Here is a 16151-nt window from a genome sequence, read left to right as displayed (position 1 = left end):
ATGAGCGCTACTACTGCTATGAGCCTGAAGGAACAGGAAAAGGCCGCTAGGAAGGCCGAAAAGGAACGTCAGAAGAGAGTCGCGCGCGATGAGGCCGCGGAGCGCAAGCGCAGCGAGAAGAGCGGTTTCGCAAACGTGAACAATCCGCGCCGCAGCTGGCTGCTGACGGTTGTGACCGCGTTGTTCGCCATCTACTGCCTGTTTCCATTTGTATATCTGCTGATCAACGCCACTAAGACACAGTCTGACTTCACATCGACATTTGGCCTGGGCTTCGGCAAAACCTTCGCTCTGTGGGACAATATCGTCACGGTATTCACTTACAACGATGGTATCTTCGGCCGCTGGCTGGTGAACACACTGATGTACGTGGTGGTGGGCGCCGGCGGCGCGACCCTGCTGGCCATCATGGGCGGCTACGCGCTGGCCAAGTTCCGCTTCCCGGGCCGCAAGGCCGTGTTCGCGGTGATCATCGGCGCGATCTCTGTGCCTGGTATCGCTCTGGCTGTGCCGCAGTTCTTGCTGTTCGCCAAGCTGGGGCTCACGAACACACCCGCGGCTATGATCATCCCGAGCCTGATCAGCCCGTTCGGCCTGTACCTGATGTGGATCTTCAGTGAGCAGGCCGTGCCCCAGGAACTGCTGGAGGCCGCGCGCGTGGACGGTGCCAGCGAATTCCGCACGTTCTGGCAGATCAGTCTGCCGCTGCTCGCGCCCGGTATCGTGACGACTGCGTTGTTCACGATTGTGGCGACGTGGAATAACTACTTCCTGCCGTTGATCATGCTCAAGGACCAGAACTGGTACCCGCTGACCATCGGTCTGAACCAGTGGAAGGATCAGGCCTCCACCGCCGGCGGCACTGCGATCCAGAACCTTGTGATCACGGGTTCGCTGATCACGATTATCCCGCTGGTAATAGCGTTCCTGCTGCTGCAGAAGTATTGGCAGTCCGGCCTTGCCGCCGGCGCAGTCAAGGAATGATTGAAATTCGCAGTCTATGAGGAAAGGAAGCGTCATGCAGGTGTTTGCTTTGCTGCATATTGTGCAAGTGCCGCCGTGTCAGGCTGTTATCGCTCGGTAGCAACAACAAACGCAACATACGCATTTGATAAAGGAAACAAGGAAAGAACATTATGGAACGCAAACCATTCCAATGGCCGCAGCCGCTCGCGGGCAACAAGCCGCGCGTGTGGTATGGCGGTGACTACAACCCGGACCAGTGGCCCGAAGAGGTGTGGGACGAAGACGTTGAGCTGATGAAGCAGGCCGGCGTGAACTTCGTTTCTGTGGCCATCTTCAGCTGGGCGAAGCTTGAGCCGCGCGAAGGCGTTTTCGACTTCGACTGGCTTGACCGCGTCATCAACAAGCTGGGATCCAACGGTATCGCCGTGGATCTGGCCACCGGCACCGCCTCCCCGCCGATGTGGCTCACCCAGGCTCACCCGGAAGTGCTGTGGGTTAACGACCGTGGCGAAGTGTGCCAGCCCGGTGCCCGCCAGCATTATCGTCCGACCAGCCCGGTGTACCGCGAGTACGCACTGAACCTGTGCCGCAAGATGGCCGAACACTACAAGGACAACCCCTATGTGGTGGCTTGGCATATCAACAACGAATATGGCTGCCACAACCGCTTCGACTACTCGGAAGACGCCGAGCGCGCCTTCCGCAAGTGGTGCGAAGAGCGCTACGGCACCATCGATGCTGTCAACGACGCGTGGAACACCGCGTTCTGGGCGCAGCATCTCAATGATTTCTCGGAGATCATCCCGCCACGCTACATCGGCGACGGCAACTTCATGAACCCCGGCAAGCTGCTCGACTGGAAGCGCTTCAGCTCCGATGCACTGCTCGACCTGTACAAGGCAGAGCGTGACGCGGTGCTCGAGATCGCTCCGCGTCCGCAGACCACCAACTTCATGGTCTCCGGCGGCGGCACGCTGTTGGACTACGACAAGTGGGGTTATGACGCCGACTTCGTCTCCGACGATCCGTACTTCACGCCTGGCGAAGAGCACCTCGACGAGCTGGCGTACGCCGGCTCCCTGATGAGCGGCATCGCCCGCAAGAACCCGTGGTGCCTGATGGAGCACTCCACCTCCGCCGTCAACTGGCGCCCGATCAACTACCGTTGCGAGCCCGGCGAACTGGTTCGTGACTCCCTGGCGCACCTTTCGCTCGGTGCCGACGCCATCTGCTACTTCCAGTGGCGTCAGTCCGCTGCCGGTGCTGAGAAGTGGCACTCCTCGATGGTGCCCCACGCGGGCCCCGATTCGCAGGTATTCCGCGATGTCTGCGAACTCGGCGCTGACCTGAATAAGCTGGCCGACGAAGGACTGCTCGACACCAAACTGGTCAAGTCCAAGGTCGCCATCGTGTTCGATTACGAGTCGCAGTGGGCCACCGAGCACACCGCAACCCCCACCCAGCAGGTGCGCCACACTTACGAGCCGCTCGCATGGTTCCGTGCCCTTGCCGATAACGGCATCACCGCCGACATGATGCCGGTGCGTGGGCCGTGGGACACCTACGAGGCCGCTGTGCTGCCGAGCATGTACATCCTGTCCAAGGAGAACTCCGAGCGCGTGCGCAACTATGTCGCCAACGGCGGCAAGCTGTTCGTTACCTATTACACCGGCCTGACCGACGAGCGCGACCATGTGTGGCTGGGTGGATACCCCGGCTCCATTCGCGACGTGCTGGGTGTGCGCATCGAGGAATTCGCCCCGATGGGCAACGACTTCCCGGGTGCTATGGATCATCTTGATCTGAGCAACGGTACCGTGGCGCACGACTTCGCTGACGTAATCGGTTCCGTGGCCGACACTGCTCGCGTGCTGGAGACCTTCAAGGCCGACAAGTGGACCGGTTTCGACGGCGCACCCGCCATCACTGTGAACGAATACGGTGACGGTAAGGCCGTGTATGTCGGTGCTCGTCTGGGCCGCGAAGGCTTGGCTAAGACCATGCCTGAACTGCTTGAAGAAATGCAGATCGAAGCTCCCAAGGGCAACGGCGACGTGCTGCGCGTCGAGCGTGCGGACGAAACCGGTGAGAACCGTTTCGCCTTCTACTTCAACCGTACGCATAAGGACGTCAAGGTTGATGTGGATGGCGGTACTGCGCTGGTCGCATCCCTAGCCCAAGTTGATGAGGGCGGCAACACCGCAACCATCAACCCGAACGGCGCGCTTGTTGTCAAGCTGTGACAGTGAGCTGCTGAACCTGCAAAAATAGGTCGGTAACACTAGTGAGAAGGGTCCCGGTTAGGGCCCTTCTCGCGTTTTATTGACAGAGCACATTATTATGCGTGTGCGCATAGAATAGTCGTGGCATTGGTATGGTTATCAGCATTTCAAGGAGGTGTTATGGCACGGCGTTCGTCGCGAATCACTATGGCAGATGTGGCTCACGCTGCCGGTGTATCCGTGGCCTCGGTGTCGAATTACCTCAATAATCGGCCATACATGACTGATGATATGCGCGAGCGTATCGCCTCGGCCATTGAACGCCTCGGCTATCAGGTCAATTCCTCAGCCCGTAACCTGCGTTCGGGGCGTACTCATCTGATTAAGCTGTCGATTCCCGATCTAAAGCAGGTGTATTTCTCCGAACTTGCAGAGGATGTGCTGGCAGAAGCGCGGTTGCGCGGATACGGCGTGATTGTGGAATCCACGACTAATAATCGTGAGCGCGAGCTTGACAGCGTAAATTCCATGGGCAGCCATACCACTGATGGCTTGATTCTCAGCCCGCTGATGATGCGGCAGGCCGATGTACATCTGCTGGATAATGACATTCCTCTGGTGGTGCTTGGTGAACGTTTGTTTGATGTGTCTGCTCCTCATGTGGTGATTGCCAATGCTCGTGGCGCGGCGATGATGACCCAGCATTTACTGGATGCTGGATGTCGCAGAATTGCCGTGGTCGGTGGCGTCCGCGGCACACGCAGTGAGCAATCATCCGGTGTGATTCGAACGCAAGGGTACCGTGACGCTTTAGCACAGGCGGGCGTTGCCTATGATCCACAATTAATTGTGGAAACCGACGGATGGGGCAGTCGGGATGGTGCCGATGCCGTGAGACGCATGTTGGCGGATCAGTTGGAGTTTGATGCGGTTTTCGCTTTGAATGACTGCTTGGCGTGGGGTGTATTGCGCCAATTGCGCGCATGTGGTGTGGATGTGCCGGCAAAAGTGCGCGTAGTCGGATTTGATAATGTGGAAGAATCCGAATTCATGATTCCATCGCTAACCACGGTAGATCCGAGCAAACGGGAGATTGCACGCTTGGCTGTGGAATCAGTGATTCAACAAATCGAATCAGGTACACGTGCGGGTGCCTCAATGATTGAGGCACCCATTGAGCTGGTGTATCGAGAATCCAGTCCGTGCTGAACGCACTGACGTTGTCTGAGCCGAAGCCAGTTCGGTTCGGATTTGGCTTGAATCGGCTTGAATTGGCTTCGGTTCAGTTTGAACGGTTGCGTTTGTTTGGACTGTTTCCTTTAGTTTTGTGGTAGCCTGCTTCAGGCAGTAAATTCAATCGCCGCCCAAGAAATAAAGGGCAGAGTGCATGACAGGTGGCCCTGCGCATCTGCGGTCACTGTGAACTCTTGCGGCACCACGGTTTGAGGGGCCTTAGTCGTATTGGTGCGGTAGGGGTCGTCATCATGCAGCAGCTGAGTGCGGGTCACGGTGATGGTGTCGCCTGTTGTTGCAGCGGCGGGAGAGCCGTCGATGCTGCGCACGATGTCACTGATGTCGATAGTCACATCATGCGCGTTGGTTTCGTCGCGATTGACGGCAAGCAGCAGGCCAGTGCGAGTCTGTTCGTCCCAGGTGACTACCGCGTCGATGGCCGGCACGTCGCCATATGATTCGGTGTGCACGGTGGGGGAGTCGATAATGGGTGCGAATGCTGTGCCGCGCGCATGGTGCGCTGCTTCGGCAAACGGATAAAACACGGTCTGCCGCCAAGCCGGGCCACCGTTCGGCTCGGCCATAATCGGGGCAATGACGTTAACCAGCTGAGCGCGGGAAGCCGAACGCACGCGATCGCAGTGCTTCAGCAGCGTAATCATCAGGGAACCTTCGACCACCGCGTCGGCAGCGGTATAGATATCTTCCAGCAGGTGCGGCGCCTTGGGCCAAGGCTCCGGGTGCAGCCCCTCGCCAGCGGCGGCCTTCCAGTCAGCCTCCTGCTTGTTCCAGACATCGGAATACCACACGCCCCACTCATCGAAGCTGATGGCAATATCCTTTGAACCATGATTGGCGGCTTTGGCTTCGTCGGCACATGCCGCCACCGTGTTGATGAAGCCGGTCATGTCTTCTGCCGAGCACAGGAAGTCTTGGAAGCTTTTTGCGCCGCGATCGTAGTAATAGGCGTGGGCCGAAACAAAATCAAGATGCTCCCAGGCGCGGGTGAGCACGGTGCGCTCCCAAGTGCCGAACGTGGGCATATGTGCGCTGGATGAGCCACAGGCCACAAGTTCAAGGCCGGATTCCGCCAGTTTCATGGCATGAGCCACACGTTCGACTTCGGTGGCGTAGGTTTGGGGGTCCATGTGACCCACCTGCCAAGGGCCGTCCATTTCGTTGCCGATGCACCACATGCGGATACCCATCGGTTCGGGAATACCATTGGCCACACGACGGTCGGCCAGTGCAGTGCCAGGGGCACCGTTGACGTATTCCAATTCTTCCAACGCCGCGTGCAGGCCTCGGGTGCCCATATTGACCGCCAGCATGATTTCGGTGCCGGCCTTTTGGCTCCAACGGTAGAAATCGTCAATACCCACTTCGTTGGTTTCGGTGGTGTGCCAAGCTAAGTCACGGCGCACCGGGCGCTGGTCGCGCGGGCCGGTGCCGTCCTCCCAGTTGTAGTTGGAGACGAAGTTGCCACCGGGGTAACGCACGCAGGTTACGCCAAGTTCCTTGACCATATCGAGCACATCGCCGCGGAAACCGTCTTCGTCGGCGGTGGGATGCGATGGCTCGTAAATGCCGCCATATACGCATCGGCCCAAATGCTCCACAAACGAGCCAAACAGGCGCGGCGGCACATCTGCCACGGCCTTGGCTCGGGTTGCTCGAATGGTAGCGGTGCCATTAATGGTCTCGTTGTCGTTGATGCTGGTGTTGGTAGTGACGTTAGCTGTGTTGCTGTGCTCAGTGGTGTTCATGGTCGGCGGTGTCCTTTCATTCCAAGTGATTGGCACTGATTGCCTATACATGGCGAATCCGGCGGAAAGGCTATTCGCCACGCCGAATGGTTGCGCAATCATTTCCTTGGTGTTATTGTATCTTAAAACGATACAAGACATGCTTAATAGGTGTTATATCGTTTTAAGAAAAAGTAATAAGGAAGGAAGAACGATGAAGTTCACTGCGATGAAGAAGGCTGTGGCTCTGACCGGTGCTATGGCGATGCTGGTTGGTATGGCTGCGTGTGGTAACACCTCCAGCAACGATAATGCCGGCTCCTCCAATGATGGTGGGAAGACTGAGATTCTCGTTTGGTCTTGGGACTCCACTCTGCCGCGTACAGTCGAGGGATTCGAGGCGGAAAATCCTGATATTAAGGTCACGGTGACCAATGCCGGCACCAACAAGGACGAATACACCGCTCTGACCAATGCTATCGAGGCTGGTAGCGGTGCCCCTGACTTGGTGCAGATCGAATACTATGCATTGCCTGAGTATCAGATTCGCGAGCAGATTATGGATATGAGCGAATTTGGCGCGGATAAATTCTCTGACTTCTACACTCCGGGCACTTGGTCCTCCGTGAACTTGAACGGTGGCGTGTATGCCCTGCCGATGGATTCCGGCCCGATGGCTTGGTTCTATAACAAGGAAGTCTTCGACAAGGCTGGCGTGAATGCCGACGAAATCAAGACTTGGGATCAGTTCTATGAGGCGGCTAAGAAGATCAGGGCAACCGGCTCCTACATCACCTCCGATTCTGGCGACGCTGGCTTCTTCGATTCGATGACCTGGCTGGCCGGCGCTCAGCCGTTCGAAACCTCCAAGGATGGCACCGAAGTCAGCATCAATCTTGCTTCCGACGACAAGGTTGCCACCTTCGTGGACTTCTGGCAGAAGCTTATCGACGAGGATCTGATCGACACCAAGACCGTCGGCTGGTCCGACGATTGGAACAAGGGCCTCAACGATGGCTCGATCGCCTCCCTGCTCACCGGTGCTTGGATGCCTTACAACCTGCTTTCCGGTGCCCCCGACGGTGAAGGCAAGTGGCGTATCGCCCAGATGCCGACCGCTGATGGCTCCACCACCAACTCCGAGAACGGTGGTTCCTCGCTCGCCCTCGTCAAGACCGACGACAAGGCCAAGGCTGAAGCAGCTTACAAGTTCGCCGAATATGCCTGCCACAACGCTGAAGGCATCAAGACCCGCGTTGACGGTGGTGCCTTCCCGGCCGACAACGACACCCTGTCTTCCGATGAGTTCCTGAACATGACCGCTCTGACCGATTCCGATGGCAATGCGCATGAGTACTTCGGCGGACAGAAGTTCAACGAGGCTCTCGCTGAGGCTGCTGCCAATGTGTCCACCGGCTACAAGTTCCTGCCCTTCGAGGTCTACGCCCGCGGTGTGTATGCCGATGACGCTGGCGCTGCCTACACCGACAAGTCCATCACGCTGAAGGACGGCATTGCAGCTTGGGAGAAGAACCTCAAGGACTTCGCCGAGCAGCAGGGCTACACAGTGAAGTAACAACGAATCGGCCGGGTGCAAGGATGGGTGCGTGATGTGAATACTCGCGCTCCTGCCCATGGCCGGCACTGATTCATGATTTCAAGATTTGCGGTCCCCTTCCTCCCCTGATCTCCTTCCGGGGCCGGACTGCAGACGTGCGGGGTGCCTTCGGGTGCCCCGTTTTGCTTATGCAATGAGGAAGTATTGACATTGAGAGACATTGTTTGCTGAAAGACAAGCATGTGTGGCATCGTGATTTTTCGTTGTGTATGGCTGCGACATGCCGTGCGACATTCATCAGAGTTGGCAAAGCGTCATATCTGTGTATAATAAATCATGTTATCGCAACCATACGCTAAAGAACGTTGAGGTTCTGCCGATTCTTCACTGCTGAGAGTCGTTTATCTTGATGCTCGATAGCATTCCTGTAGGAAGCGGGATTCAAAGGTGTGGCTCGCGGAGCAAACGGATGCGGTCGTCAATCATCGGGCGGTCGCAGGAAGGAGATCAGAACGATGAAGTTCAATAATGCCAAGAAGGCCATCGCTTTTGGCGGTGCCATTGCCATGTTGGTTCCGCTCGCGGCCTGTGGGTCGGACAATGCCAGCAACGGCAACGCGTCTGGCGATCAGCAGTCCGATGTCACTGAAATCACCGTATGGGCTTGGGAGCCCACGCTGAAGAATGTGGCTGCGGACTTCGAAAAGGAAACTGGTATCAAGGTCGACCTGCAAAATGTTGGCCAGAACACCAAGGAATACACCCAGCTCGATAACGCTATTGAAGCTGGCTCCGGTGCTCCGGATGTGGCACAGGTTGAATACTATGCACTTCCGCAGTATGCCATCAAGGGCAATCTGCTTGATATCACTGACAAAACCTCCGGCTATGACAGCTTCTATACGCCGGGTACCTGGGCTTCGGTGCAGTGGGGTGGCAAGGTGTACGGTCTGCCCATGGATTCCGGCCCCATGGCTTTGTTCTACAACAAGGAAGTTTTCGATAAGGCCGGTGTGACCGAAGTGCCGACGACCTGGGACGAATACTATGAGGCCGCCAAGAAGATTCATGCTCTGGGCGACAACTATTACATCACCTCCGATACCGGTGATGCCGGCTTCTATGATTCGATGACCTGGCTGGCTGGTGCCACTCCGTTCAAGACTTCCGATGATGGCTCCGAGGTCACCATCAACCTGACTGGTGACGAGAACGTGGCCAAGTTCAACGAGTTCTGGCAGAAGATGCTGGACGAAGGCCTGATCGATACTAAGACCGCTGGCTGGTCTGAGGATTGGTTCAAGGGCATGGTTGATGGCACCATTGCGTCGCTGATTACTGGTGCTTGGATGCCGGGCAATCTTGTCGGTTCCGCGGCCGACGGTGCCGGCAAGTGGAAGGTTGCGTTGACCCCGACCGCTGATGGCTCTGCTACCAATTCTGAGAACGGTGGTTCTTCGCTGGCCGTGCTCTCCTCTTCCAAGAAGGCTGACGCTGCCTATAAGTTCATTGAGTATGCGAACCATGGCGACGGTGTCAAGACCCGTGTTGATGGTGGCGCATTCCCGGCTGATACCAAGTCCATGGAAGACTCTGATTGGCTGAACAAGACTACCGTCAAGAATGGTGATGGTGAGGATATCGACTACTTCGGTGGACAGAAGTTCAATGAAGTGTTGGCTCAATCCGCGAAGAATGTCTCCTCTGACTACCAGTTCCTGCCCTTCGAGGTCAAGGCCCGCTCCATCTTCGGCGATTACATTGGTAAGTCCTACACCGGCGATCAGAAGCTTGCTGATGGTGTTGCCGCTTGGCAAGATGCGCTGAAGACCTTCGGTACTGACCAAGGCTTCACTGTGGAGTAATCCGATTAATGTCCATACAGTTCGCTGCATTGGCTGTTTGTTGATGTGGTGACTTGTGCCGAATGGGGAATCCGAAAGGGTTCCCCATTTTTGTTGTCTGATTGTCGAAGCGCTGAATCGCAACAATGCCGCACTCGATAGGCAATGACCGATGCTGGCAACAAACTATCGGGGTGAGCGGTTTGCGTGCTTGTATGAAGGCGGTTACATGAATCGCTGACGAAAGGACTGAACGATGGTGTTGCGCATTACGGTGGAGAATCCGGCTGGAGCGGTGAAGGCTTCAACTCAGGCAGAAGACCGTGCGATTCTGGTATGGGATGGGTTCTACACACCTGGCGATCGCATCCGGTTCACGGTGCCCGAAGCGGGCAAGGAATGGCGCATTCGCGTTGATGATGCCGTTGAAGAGGCACAGGTGCTGCTCACCGGTACCGAGCTCGTCTACGAGGTGCCTTGCGGTGACGCTGCGCTGCCTTATAACCCCAACGCCTTCGGATCCGGCCGCCATCTGCTGACGCTGCGCGCCGCAACGGCAGGGGAGATGGAAGCAGTGCGCAATCTCGCCGCCAATCCCATTGATCAGCATGATGCTACCGATTGCTTCCCGCACGCCCACGCCAACGCCGAAACCCGCGGCGAGGCCGTGTTCTTCGCCCGCAACGCCATCGACGGCGTGACCGCCAACACTTCACACGGTGTCTGGCCGTTCGCCACGTGGGGCAACGATGGTCGCGACGATGCCGAAATCACCGTAGAATTCGGTCGTCCGGTTGACCTGGAGGAAGTCGCGTTGGTCACTCGTGCTGATTTCCCGCATGACAATTGGTGGGTGAACGGCAAGCTCACTTTCTCCAACGGGCACACCATGCAGCTGCCGATGGAGAAAAGCGATCAGCCGCACCGTTTCGCGGTTGCCGAGCGCGGCGTTGAATGGGTTAAGCTTTCCGACCTGGTCAAAGCCGACGATCCTTCGCCGTGGGCGGCCCTGGTACAGATCGAAGCTTACGGTCGCGTTGCCAGGTAAGCCATTAAGTTATCCTGTAAGTCAGTGAATTGCATCCCGCCATGTGTCATACTGGCATGTGACCGATGCTTCGGATCCGGTGACTCGTTGTTCGTCAATCGTGTGGCCGCTGAATACGATTTTGCAGGAGACATCGTTTTCCGTTCCCTTGGAATTACGTTCAACGGTCAGGGTGAAGGGCCTGTCGGTTTCGAGCCAATCGTCCGGCGCGACTTTTAGCCAGTCCCCCTTGACTTGGGTTTCGAGAACCGTCTCGTCCTGCGACTCGATTCTGACGGTTCCCGATTCCACATAGGCGCGAAATTCGAGATAAGCCCCGACGTCATCGTTTTGACCTGACGATCCGGCACAACTTGACATGAGCGCAGATGCCGCCAGACAAAGGCATAAGAACCATATTTGCTTTTTCCTCATTGATTATCGTGCCCCCGGTTTGAACCGCGCCGCAGAATTCTGCATATAAGGGCAAGGACTGTCGCCACGGAAATTAACACGACCATTAGCATGAAAGCATTCGTCGAAGAATCTGTAGTCGTTAGCGTGTCGGAAGATGCGATGCTGATGAATCCGCCGCCAGCTGATTCGTCAATCTCCACTGGAGTGTTTTTGCGAATCGCAGTGTCCCCTTGCTTCACTTGTACAGTTTTAGGGACAATAGCACGTGCAGCTTCGTTGAGCGGTGAAATTTTGCTGTTTTCCATCGAATAGTATGCACGGGAAAATCCATCGCTGACGAGAGTGGTACTGTCATCAGCGTCGAGCAGGGACGCTTCTTCTATATCGGGAGAAAAATTCCCCACCTCCAGATTTCCCTTGTTGTCCCAGATTGTAATCCTTCCCGCTAATCGGCCTGCAACTTCAACGGGTGCCACCCAGTCATAATCCTGCGGGTCTGTGATTGTATTTGTTATAGCACCTGAATCGTCATAGCGTAGATAATGCACTTTATCGACGTAACCTATCGCAATCTGCGTGGACGCTTTGTGGCTTCCGTTATTTTGAACAGCTTCCATAAGCGCCAGCGTTTGAGTCCTCGCTTCTTCGCTTTGAGCAAACTCATTGATTCGCGTGCTTTCGGGCAGGTTCTCCGCTCGAGCGATATTCGGGCAGGCAGATTCTATAGCAACGATGAATAATATCGCCGTGAATAATATACTGAACACCTGGATCAGGGATCTACAGATTTTATGGAATGTGCTCATTTATCCCCCCCCCCTGTCGGCTAAAGCCATATCGTGTGTGCGTCCATGTATGGCCGCTTCCGCTTTTCATCCAGTCGTAAGTCCCACTGCTGTAGTACGATTGCAACGGATCGATGTAAGAGACGACAAGATATCCCGGATCAGAGGTATATCCCCTTATCACGAGCATATGCCCACCTCCGCTGTTCCAGCCCCAACGCACCATCAGCGGTTTGCTATTGTTAATTTGCCCGCTGACGATTGCACTGCTTGCGGCACTGTCTATCATCGTTCCTGTGTTGCGGATGCCCGCACCTGACAAAGCACGATTCACGTCAGTTGATAAGCTTCCAGTTACATTGGCACAAGAAAACGAGTTCTTCCCCCACTTCACATACTGACATTGGGAAGAGCTGCTGCCTCCTAGATATACGGATATACTTTTCGATGTTGCGGCCCAGCACCAGTTACTCTGTTCTTGTACGTAAATTGGCACAGAAAGATATGCAGAAGATGCGGATGCAGTCGTTACGTACGAGAAAGACATAAGAAGCGCTGCGAGTAAACCAGTTAACATTGTGGCGATACGTCGTCGTCGCGGTTCCATTGGAATCACCCTTTCTGTGACGGCAAAGCCCTCGTTGGATTCACCATCTCTAAGTATAAAACCGTTAATGGTTGTATGTTGGTTTTCTGCGTTTGAATTTGCATCAAAACACACGTCACAAGGCAATCACATTCAAACCTGCTCCACGCCTACTGCGGCAACGCCCCCGAAAGCCACGCCACCCACATTCAAAACCCGACACATCAGACGGCACAACAGCTGGCGGGCCACTCCGGGCGCACATTTTGGTCATTAATCCTCATTTCGTGCGTATCCTGTCCTCCAAAGTTCGGGATTTCGTGTAGATTTCGACCTTCGAAGTTCTGCATTTCGTGCGAAAACCCTACTTCAAACTTCGTCATTTCGTGTATAATCTGCACTATAAAGTTCGTCATTTCGTGCATACCTAAGGTGAAATATGCTGGAACGTAAGGCGTATCAACGGCTGTTGGAGTGGAAGAACACTAGCCAAGGCAAAACCGCTTTGATGGTTGAAGGTGCACGACGTGTGGGCAAGAGTACGTTGGTCGCACAATTCGGCAAGCAGGAATACCAGTCATGTCTGTTCATCGATTTCTTCCAAGCCACTGAGGAAGTGCGCCAGTATTTTCGTGACTATCGTACGGATCTGGACACGTTGTTCCTGTACCTGTCGACCTACTACGGTGTCGAACTGCATGAGCGGGACACATTGGTGGTATTCGACGAGGTGCAGATGTTCCCTGAAGCGCGCGGGCTGATCAAGTATTTGGTTGCCGATGGTCGCTTCGATTACATCGAAACGGGATCATTGCTATCCATCAGGCAGAATATCCAGGATATTGTCATCCCCTCGGAAGAGGAGTCCATGGACTTGAACCCGATGGACTTTGAAGAATTCCTGTGGGCGATGGGTCAGAAGCAGCTCGCCGACCTCATTCGCCATCAGTTTGAGACGTTGAAGCCGCTGCCGGATGGGCTGCATCGACGTGCCATGGGATTGCTGCGCGAATACATGCTGGTGGGGGGTATGCCGGAACCGGTAAGCATCTATGTCGAGCAACGCAAGTTTGCTCCCGTAGACGCCAGCAAGCGCCGTATTCTCGAACTGTATCGCAATGATGTGGCGCGATTCGCCCATGGATATGAGTTCAAGGTTGCTTCCGTGCTCGATGGAATCCCGGGTCAATTATCCAAACACGAGAAGCGGTTCACATTAAGTTCTTTGGGCAAAAGCGCGCGTATGCGCGATTACGAAAAATCCTTCTTCTGGTTGGCCGATGCCCGTATCGCTAACCTGTGTTTTGCTTGTGCGGATCCTTCCGTGGGGTTGTCGCTCAGTATGGAGCAGACGTCGCTCAAATGCTATATGGCGGATACTGGATTATTGGTGTCCTTGGCGTTCGCCGACGGCACCACAACTGACGAAAGCGTGTATCGCGCTGTGCTTCGTGGTGACATAGGGCTGAATGAGGGCATGCTTACGGAGAATATTGTGGCTCAGATGCTGCGCGGCAATGGCCATAAGTTGTTTTTCTACACGCAATCGGGGAGCAATGGAAATGAAGAACGCATGGAAATTGACTTCCTGATTATTCGTCCGTATGCAGATGCTGCGATGAAGCCGCGCGTCAGCCCGATCGAAGTCAGATCCCCGCGCCAGTACAGCACCACATCGTTGGATCGTTTTGGCGCGAAATTCGGCAAGCGTGTTGGTACACAATATGTGATTCATCCCAAGCAAATGGATGTCAAGGATGGTCGTGTGTATCTACCGTTGTATATGGGTTTTTGTCTGTAGTGGTCGCCGTGCTATAAAACACGCCGCGTTGTTTTGAAAGCGGTTTCATAATATAGTGAGGTCATCGAACGTTTCCGCATCGTCGCGAAGGAGACCATAATGACCGCATACGGCGATTCCACCCAAGCCTCAACCATGCCGGCAGCACCTGGGCGCATCACTAACCCGATTCTGTCGGGATTCCACCCCGACTCCAGCGCTCTGCAGGTCGGAGGCGACTATTACATCGCTACATCTACCTTCGAATGGTGGCCGTGCGTCGATATCTACCACTCTACGGATCTGGTCAACTGGCAGTGGGTTGCCGCACCTCTGAACCGCACCACCCAGGTTAACTTGCGCGGCAACTACAATTCGGGCTCTATTTGGGCGCCGCACCTGAGCTATAAAAACGGCCTGTTCTACCTCGTTTACACCGATGTGAAAAGCTGGTATCCCTTCAAAGACACGCTCAACTATGTGATCACCGCCCCCAGCATCGAAGGCCCGTGGGGCGATCCGGTGCTGGTAACCGCCTCCGGATTCGATCCGGCGCTGTTCCATGACGACGATGGCCGCAGCTACTTCCTCAACATGCTGTTCGACTGGCGTCTTGAGCGCCCCGGATTCGCCGGCACCGTGATCCAGGAGTTTGATACCGATTCCATGAGCTTGGTCGGCGAACGCAAGCACTTCTATCAGGGCACGTCGCTGGGCGTGTGTGAAGGCCCGCAGATCTTGAAGAAGGACGGTTACTACTACCTGCTATGCGCCGCCGGCGGCACCGGCTGGATGCACGCTGCCACCGTGGCTCGCTCGCGCAGCCTTGACGGCCCGTGGGAGGATTCGCCGTACTTCCCGCTGATGACCACACGCGATAACCCCACCGCGCCGCTGCAGAAATCCGGACACTGCTGCTTCTTGAGGAGCGGCGACGAATGGTACGTCACTCAGATCTGCGCGCGTCCGCTCACCGAACGCGGCTACTGCACACTCGGCCGTGAAACCGCCATCCAACGCATCGAATGGAGCGAAGACGGCTGGCCGCACCTGGCCAACGGCACCATTTGCCCTGATCTGACGGTGCCTGCACCTGCCGCAAGCCAAAGCGTCGTGCAGCTTACGGATCGCAGCGAGCACATTGACTTTGCAGCCGGCAAGCCGCTGCCGCCCAGCTTGAAGACCCTGCGTGCTCCGCTGATTGCCGAAGCTGCTGCTGATTCTTCCGCACAAACTGACGCTGCTGTGGCATCCGACGCGTCTTGTGCGGCTGTTGCTCCTCGCTTGGGCGATGTGGTGGCTTCCTCGTCGCAATCGCAGACAATCAGCGCTAACTATCCGTGCGAAACGCCCGATTATTCGCTGGTTGCCCGCCCAGGCTGGTTGCGGTTGTACGGCAAGCAGTCGCTGGCGAGTCTTGACAAGCAGACGCTGTTCGCGCGCCGCTGGGAAGCGTTCGATTTCGACGCCGAAACGTTGCTTGACTTCACGCCGAAGAACTTCCAGCAGCTGGCCGGTCTGATCCTGTTCTACGACACCGATGACTGGATTTACGCCTACGTGACTTTTGATGATGAGCAAAGCGACCAGCGCATCCTGCGCGTTGTCAGGCATGACAGGACCGGTACGGTGTACGGCTCCGATCCGGTTGCGCTGGATGCTGATACGCCGGTGCGGTTGAAGGTCGAGGTTCGCCGTGATAAGGCGCGCTTCTTCTGGGCTGCTGCGCCTGCCAATAGTGCTGACGCTGTTGATGGCTCTGATGCCGTCGATACTGCGCTCGATTGGCAGCCCCTTGGCGGTGACCAGCCAGCCGACCACATCAGCGATGACTATGTGGAAGAGACGCACAAGGGCTACTGTGCCTTCACCGGTGCCATGGTGGGCATTTGCTCCCAGGATATGGACGCCCACACTTCTCACGCTGATTTCCGCTACTTCGATTACCGCGAAATCCACTGATTCAAATCCGCTGATTCCGTACAATC

Annotated in this window: 12 protein-coding genes; 8 read left to right on the top strand and 4 right to left on the bottom strand. The window is 55.9% G+C overall.

Features of this window, described 5'->3' with window-relative positions; translation table 11 throughout:
- The 3 genes from G1C95_RS06610 (at position 1) to G1C95_RS06600 (ending at position 4397) form a co-directional block, all read left to right on the top strand.
- Positions 1-984, top strand: a complete 984-nt coding sequence (locus tag G1C95_RS06610; RefSeq protein WP_169172160.1) for a carbohydrate ABC transporter permease — start codon at positions 1-3, stop codon at positions 982-984.
- 152 nt (positions 985-1136) lie between these two features.
- Entirely contained in the window at positions 1137-3209 is a 2073-nt protein-coding gene (locus tag G1C95_RS06605) for a beta-galactosidase (RefSeq protein ID WP_169172159.1), read from the top strand.
- A 159-nt stretch (positions 3210-3368) separates the two neighbouring features.
- The gene (locus G1C95_RS06600) at positions 3369-4397 is read left to right on the top strand and encodes a LacI family DNA-binding transcriptional regulator (protein WP_240947465.1); all 1029 of its coding nucleotides are present in this window, start codon (positions 3369-3371) and stop codon (positions 4395-4397) included.
- Between the two features lie 131 nt (positions 4398-4528).
- On the opposite strand, the gene G1C95_RS06595 is transcribed toward G1C95_RS06600, so the two are convergent.
- Positions 4529-6187, bottom strand: coding sequence for an alpha-N-arabinofuranosidase (locus tag G1C95_RS06595; protein ID WP_169172158.1), 1659 nt, complete (start codon positions 6185-6187; stop codon positions 4529-4531).
- 193 nt (positions 6188-6380) lie between these two features.
- Here G1C95_RS06595 and G1C95_RS06590 point away from each other — a divergent pair, with 193 nt between their 5' ends.
- From G1C95_RS06590 to G1C95_RS06580, 3 genes are all read left to right on the top strand, one after another.
- The gene (locus tag G1C95_RS06590; RefSeq protein ID WP_169172157.1) at positions 6381-7742 is read left to right on the top strand and encodes an ABC transporter substrate-binding protein; all 1362 of its coding nucleotides are present in this window, start codon (positions 6381-6383) and stop codon (positions 7740-7742) included.
- Between the two features lie 497 nt (positions 7743-8239).
- Positions 8240-9589: an ABC transporter substrate-binding protein gene (locus G1C95_RS06585; RefSeq protein ID WP_169172156.1), complete on the top strand. Its 1350-nt coding sequence runs from the start codon at positions 8240-8242 to the stop codon at positions 9587-9589.
- A gap of 235 nt (positions 9590-9824) precedes the next feature.
- Complete coding sequence (locus G1C95_RS06580) at positions 9825-10616, top strand: carbohydrate-binding protein (RefSeq protein WP_169172155.1); 792 nt, start codon at positions 9825-9827, stop codon at positions 10614-10616.
- 21 nt (positions 10617-10637) lie between these two features.
- Here the strand turns inward: G1C95_RS06580 and G1C95_RS06575 are convergent, their stop codons facing one another.
- The 3 genes from G1C95_RS06575 to G1C95_RS12785 are packed head-to-tail and all read right to left on the bottom strand — an operon-like array spanning position 10638 to position 12344.
- A complete protein-coding gene (locus G1C95_RS06575; RefSeq protein ID WP_169172154.1) occupies positions 10638-11030 on the bottom strand; it encodes a hypothetical protein in 393 nt (130 codons plus the stop codon).
- Complete coding sequence (locus G1C95_RS06570) at positions 11027-11818, bottom strand: hypothetical protein (RefSeq protein ID WP_169172153.1); 792 nt, start codon at positions 11816-11818, stop codon at positions 11027-11029. The genes G1C95_RS06575 and G1C95_RS06570 overlap by 4 nt, the downstream gene beginning before the upstream one ends.
- Positions 11802-12344, bottom strand: a complete 543-nt coding sequence (locus G1C95_RS12785; RefSeq protein ID WP_417852263.1) for a papain-like cysteine protease family protein — start codon at positions 12342-12344, stop codon at positions 11802-11804. The genes G1C95_RS06570 and G1C95_RS12785 overlap by 17 nt, the downstream gene beginning before the upstream one ends.
- 478 nt (positions 12345-12822) lie before the next feature.
- Here G1C95_RS12785 and G1C95_RS06560 point away from each other — a divergent pair, with 478 nt between their 5' ends.
- Both G1C95_RS06560 and G1C95_RS06555 read left to right on the top strand, forming a co-directional pair.
- Positions 12823-14184, top strand: a complete 1362-nt coding sequence (locus G1C95_RS06560) for an ATP-binding protein (protein ID WP_169172151.1) — start codon at positions 12823-12825, stop codon at positions 14182-14184.
- A gap of 99 nt (positions 14185-14283) precedes the next feature.
- Positions 14284-16125: a glycoside hydrolase family 43 protein gene (locus G1C95_RS06555; RefSeq protein ID WP_169172150.1), complete on the top strand. Its 1842-nt coding sequence runs from the start codon at positions 14284-14286 to the stop codon at positions 16123-16125.
- The last annotated feature ends 26 nt before the right edge of the window (positions 16126-16151 follow it).

The sequence above is a fragment of the Bifidobacterium oedipodis genome (genome assembly GCF_012932425.1).
In the GTDB taxonomy this organism is placed as follows: Bacteria; Actinomycetota; Actinomycetes; order Actinomycetales; family Bifidobacteriaceae; genus Bifidobacterium; species Bifidobacterium oedipodis.
The sequence above is the reverse complement of the archived record's forward strand: the minus strand, read 5'-3'. Positions and strand labels throughout refer to the sequence as shown.

What these genes read in the sequence shown, in the direction of transcription:
- G1C95_RS06610 (WP_169172160.1), top strand. Translation starts at nt 1, where the DNA reads ATGAGCGCTACTACTGCTATGAGCCTGAAGGAACAGGAAAAGGCCGCT.
- G1C95_RS06595 (WP_169172158.1), bottom strand. Translation starts at nt 6,187, where the DNA reads ATGAACACCACTGAGCACAGCAACACAGCTAACGTCACTACCAACACC.
- G1C95_RS06590 (WP_169172157.1), top strand. Translation starts at nt 6,381, where the DNA reads ATGAAGTTCACTGCGATGAAGAAGGCTGTGGCTCTGACCGGTGCTATG.
- G1C95_RS06570 (WP_169172153.1), bottom strand. Translation starts at nt 11,818, where the DNA reads ATGAGCACATTCCATAAAATCTGTAGATCCCTGATCCAGGTGTTCAGT.
- G1C95_RS12785 (WP_417852263.1), bottom strand. Translation starts at nt 12,344, where the DNA reads ATGTCTTTCTCGTACGTAACGACTGCATCCGCATCTTCTGCATATCTT.
- G1C95_RS06585 (WP_169172156.1), top strand. Translation starts at nt 8,240, where the DNA reads ATGAAGTTCAATAATGCCAAGAAGGCCATCGCTTTTGGCGGTGCCATT.
- G1C95_RS06575 (WP_169172154.1), bottom strand. Translation starts at nt 11,030, where the DNA reads ATGAGGAAAAAGCAAATATGGTTCTTATGCCTTTGTCTGGCGGCATCT.
- G1C95_RS06555 (WP_169172150.1), top strand. Translation starts at nt 14,284, where the DNA reads ATGACCGCATACGGCGATTCCACCCAAGCCTCAACCATGCCGGCAGCA.
- G1C95_RS06560 (WP_169172151.1), top strand. Translation starts at nt 12,823, where the DNA reads ATGCTGGAACGTAAGGCGTATCAACGGCTGTTGGAGTGGAAGAACACT.
- G1C95_RS06600 (WP_240947465.1), top strand. Translation starts at nt 3,369, where the DNA reads ATGGCACGGCGTTCGTCGCGAATCACTATGGCAGATGTGGCTCACGCT.
- G1C95_RS06605 (WP_169172159.1), top strand. Translation starts at nt 1,137, where the DNA reads ATGGAACGCAAACCATTCCAATGGCCGCAGCCGCTCGCGGGCAACAAG.
- G1C95_RS06580 (WP_169172155.1), top strand. Translation starts at nt 9,825, where the DNA reads ATGGTGTTGCGCATTACGGTGGAGAATCCGGCTGGAGCGGTGAAGGCT.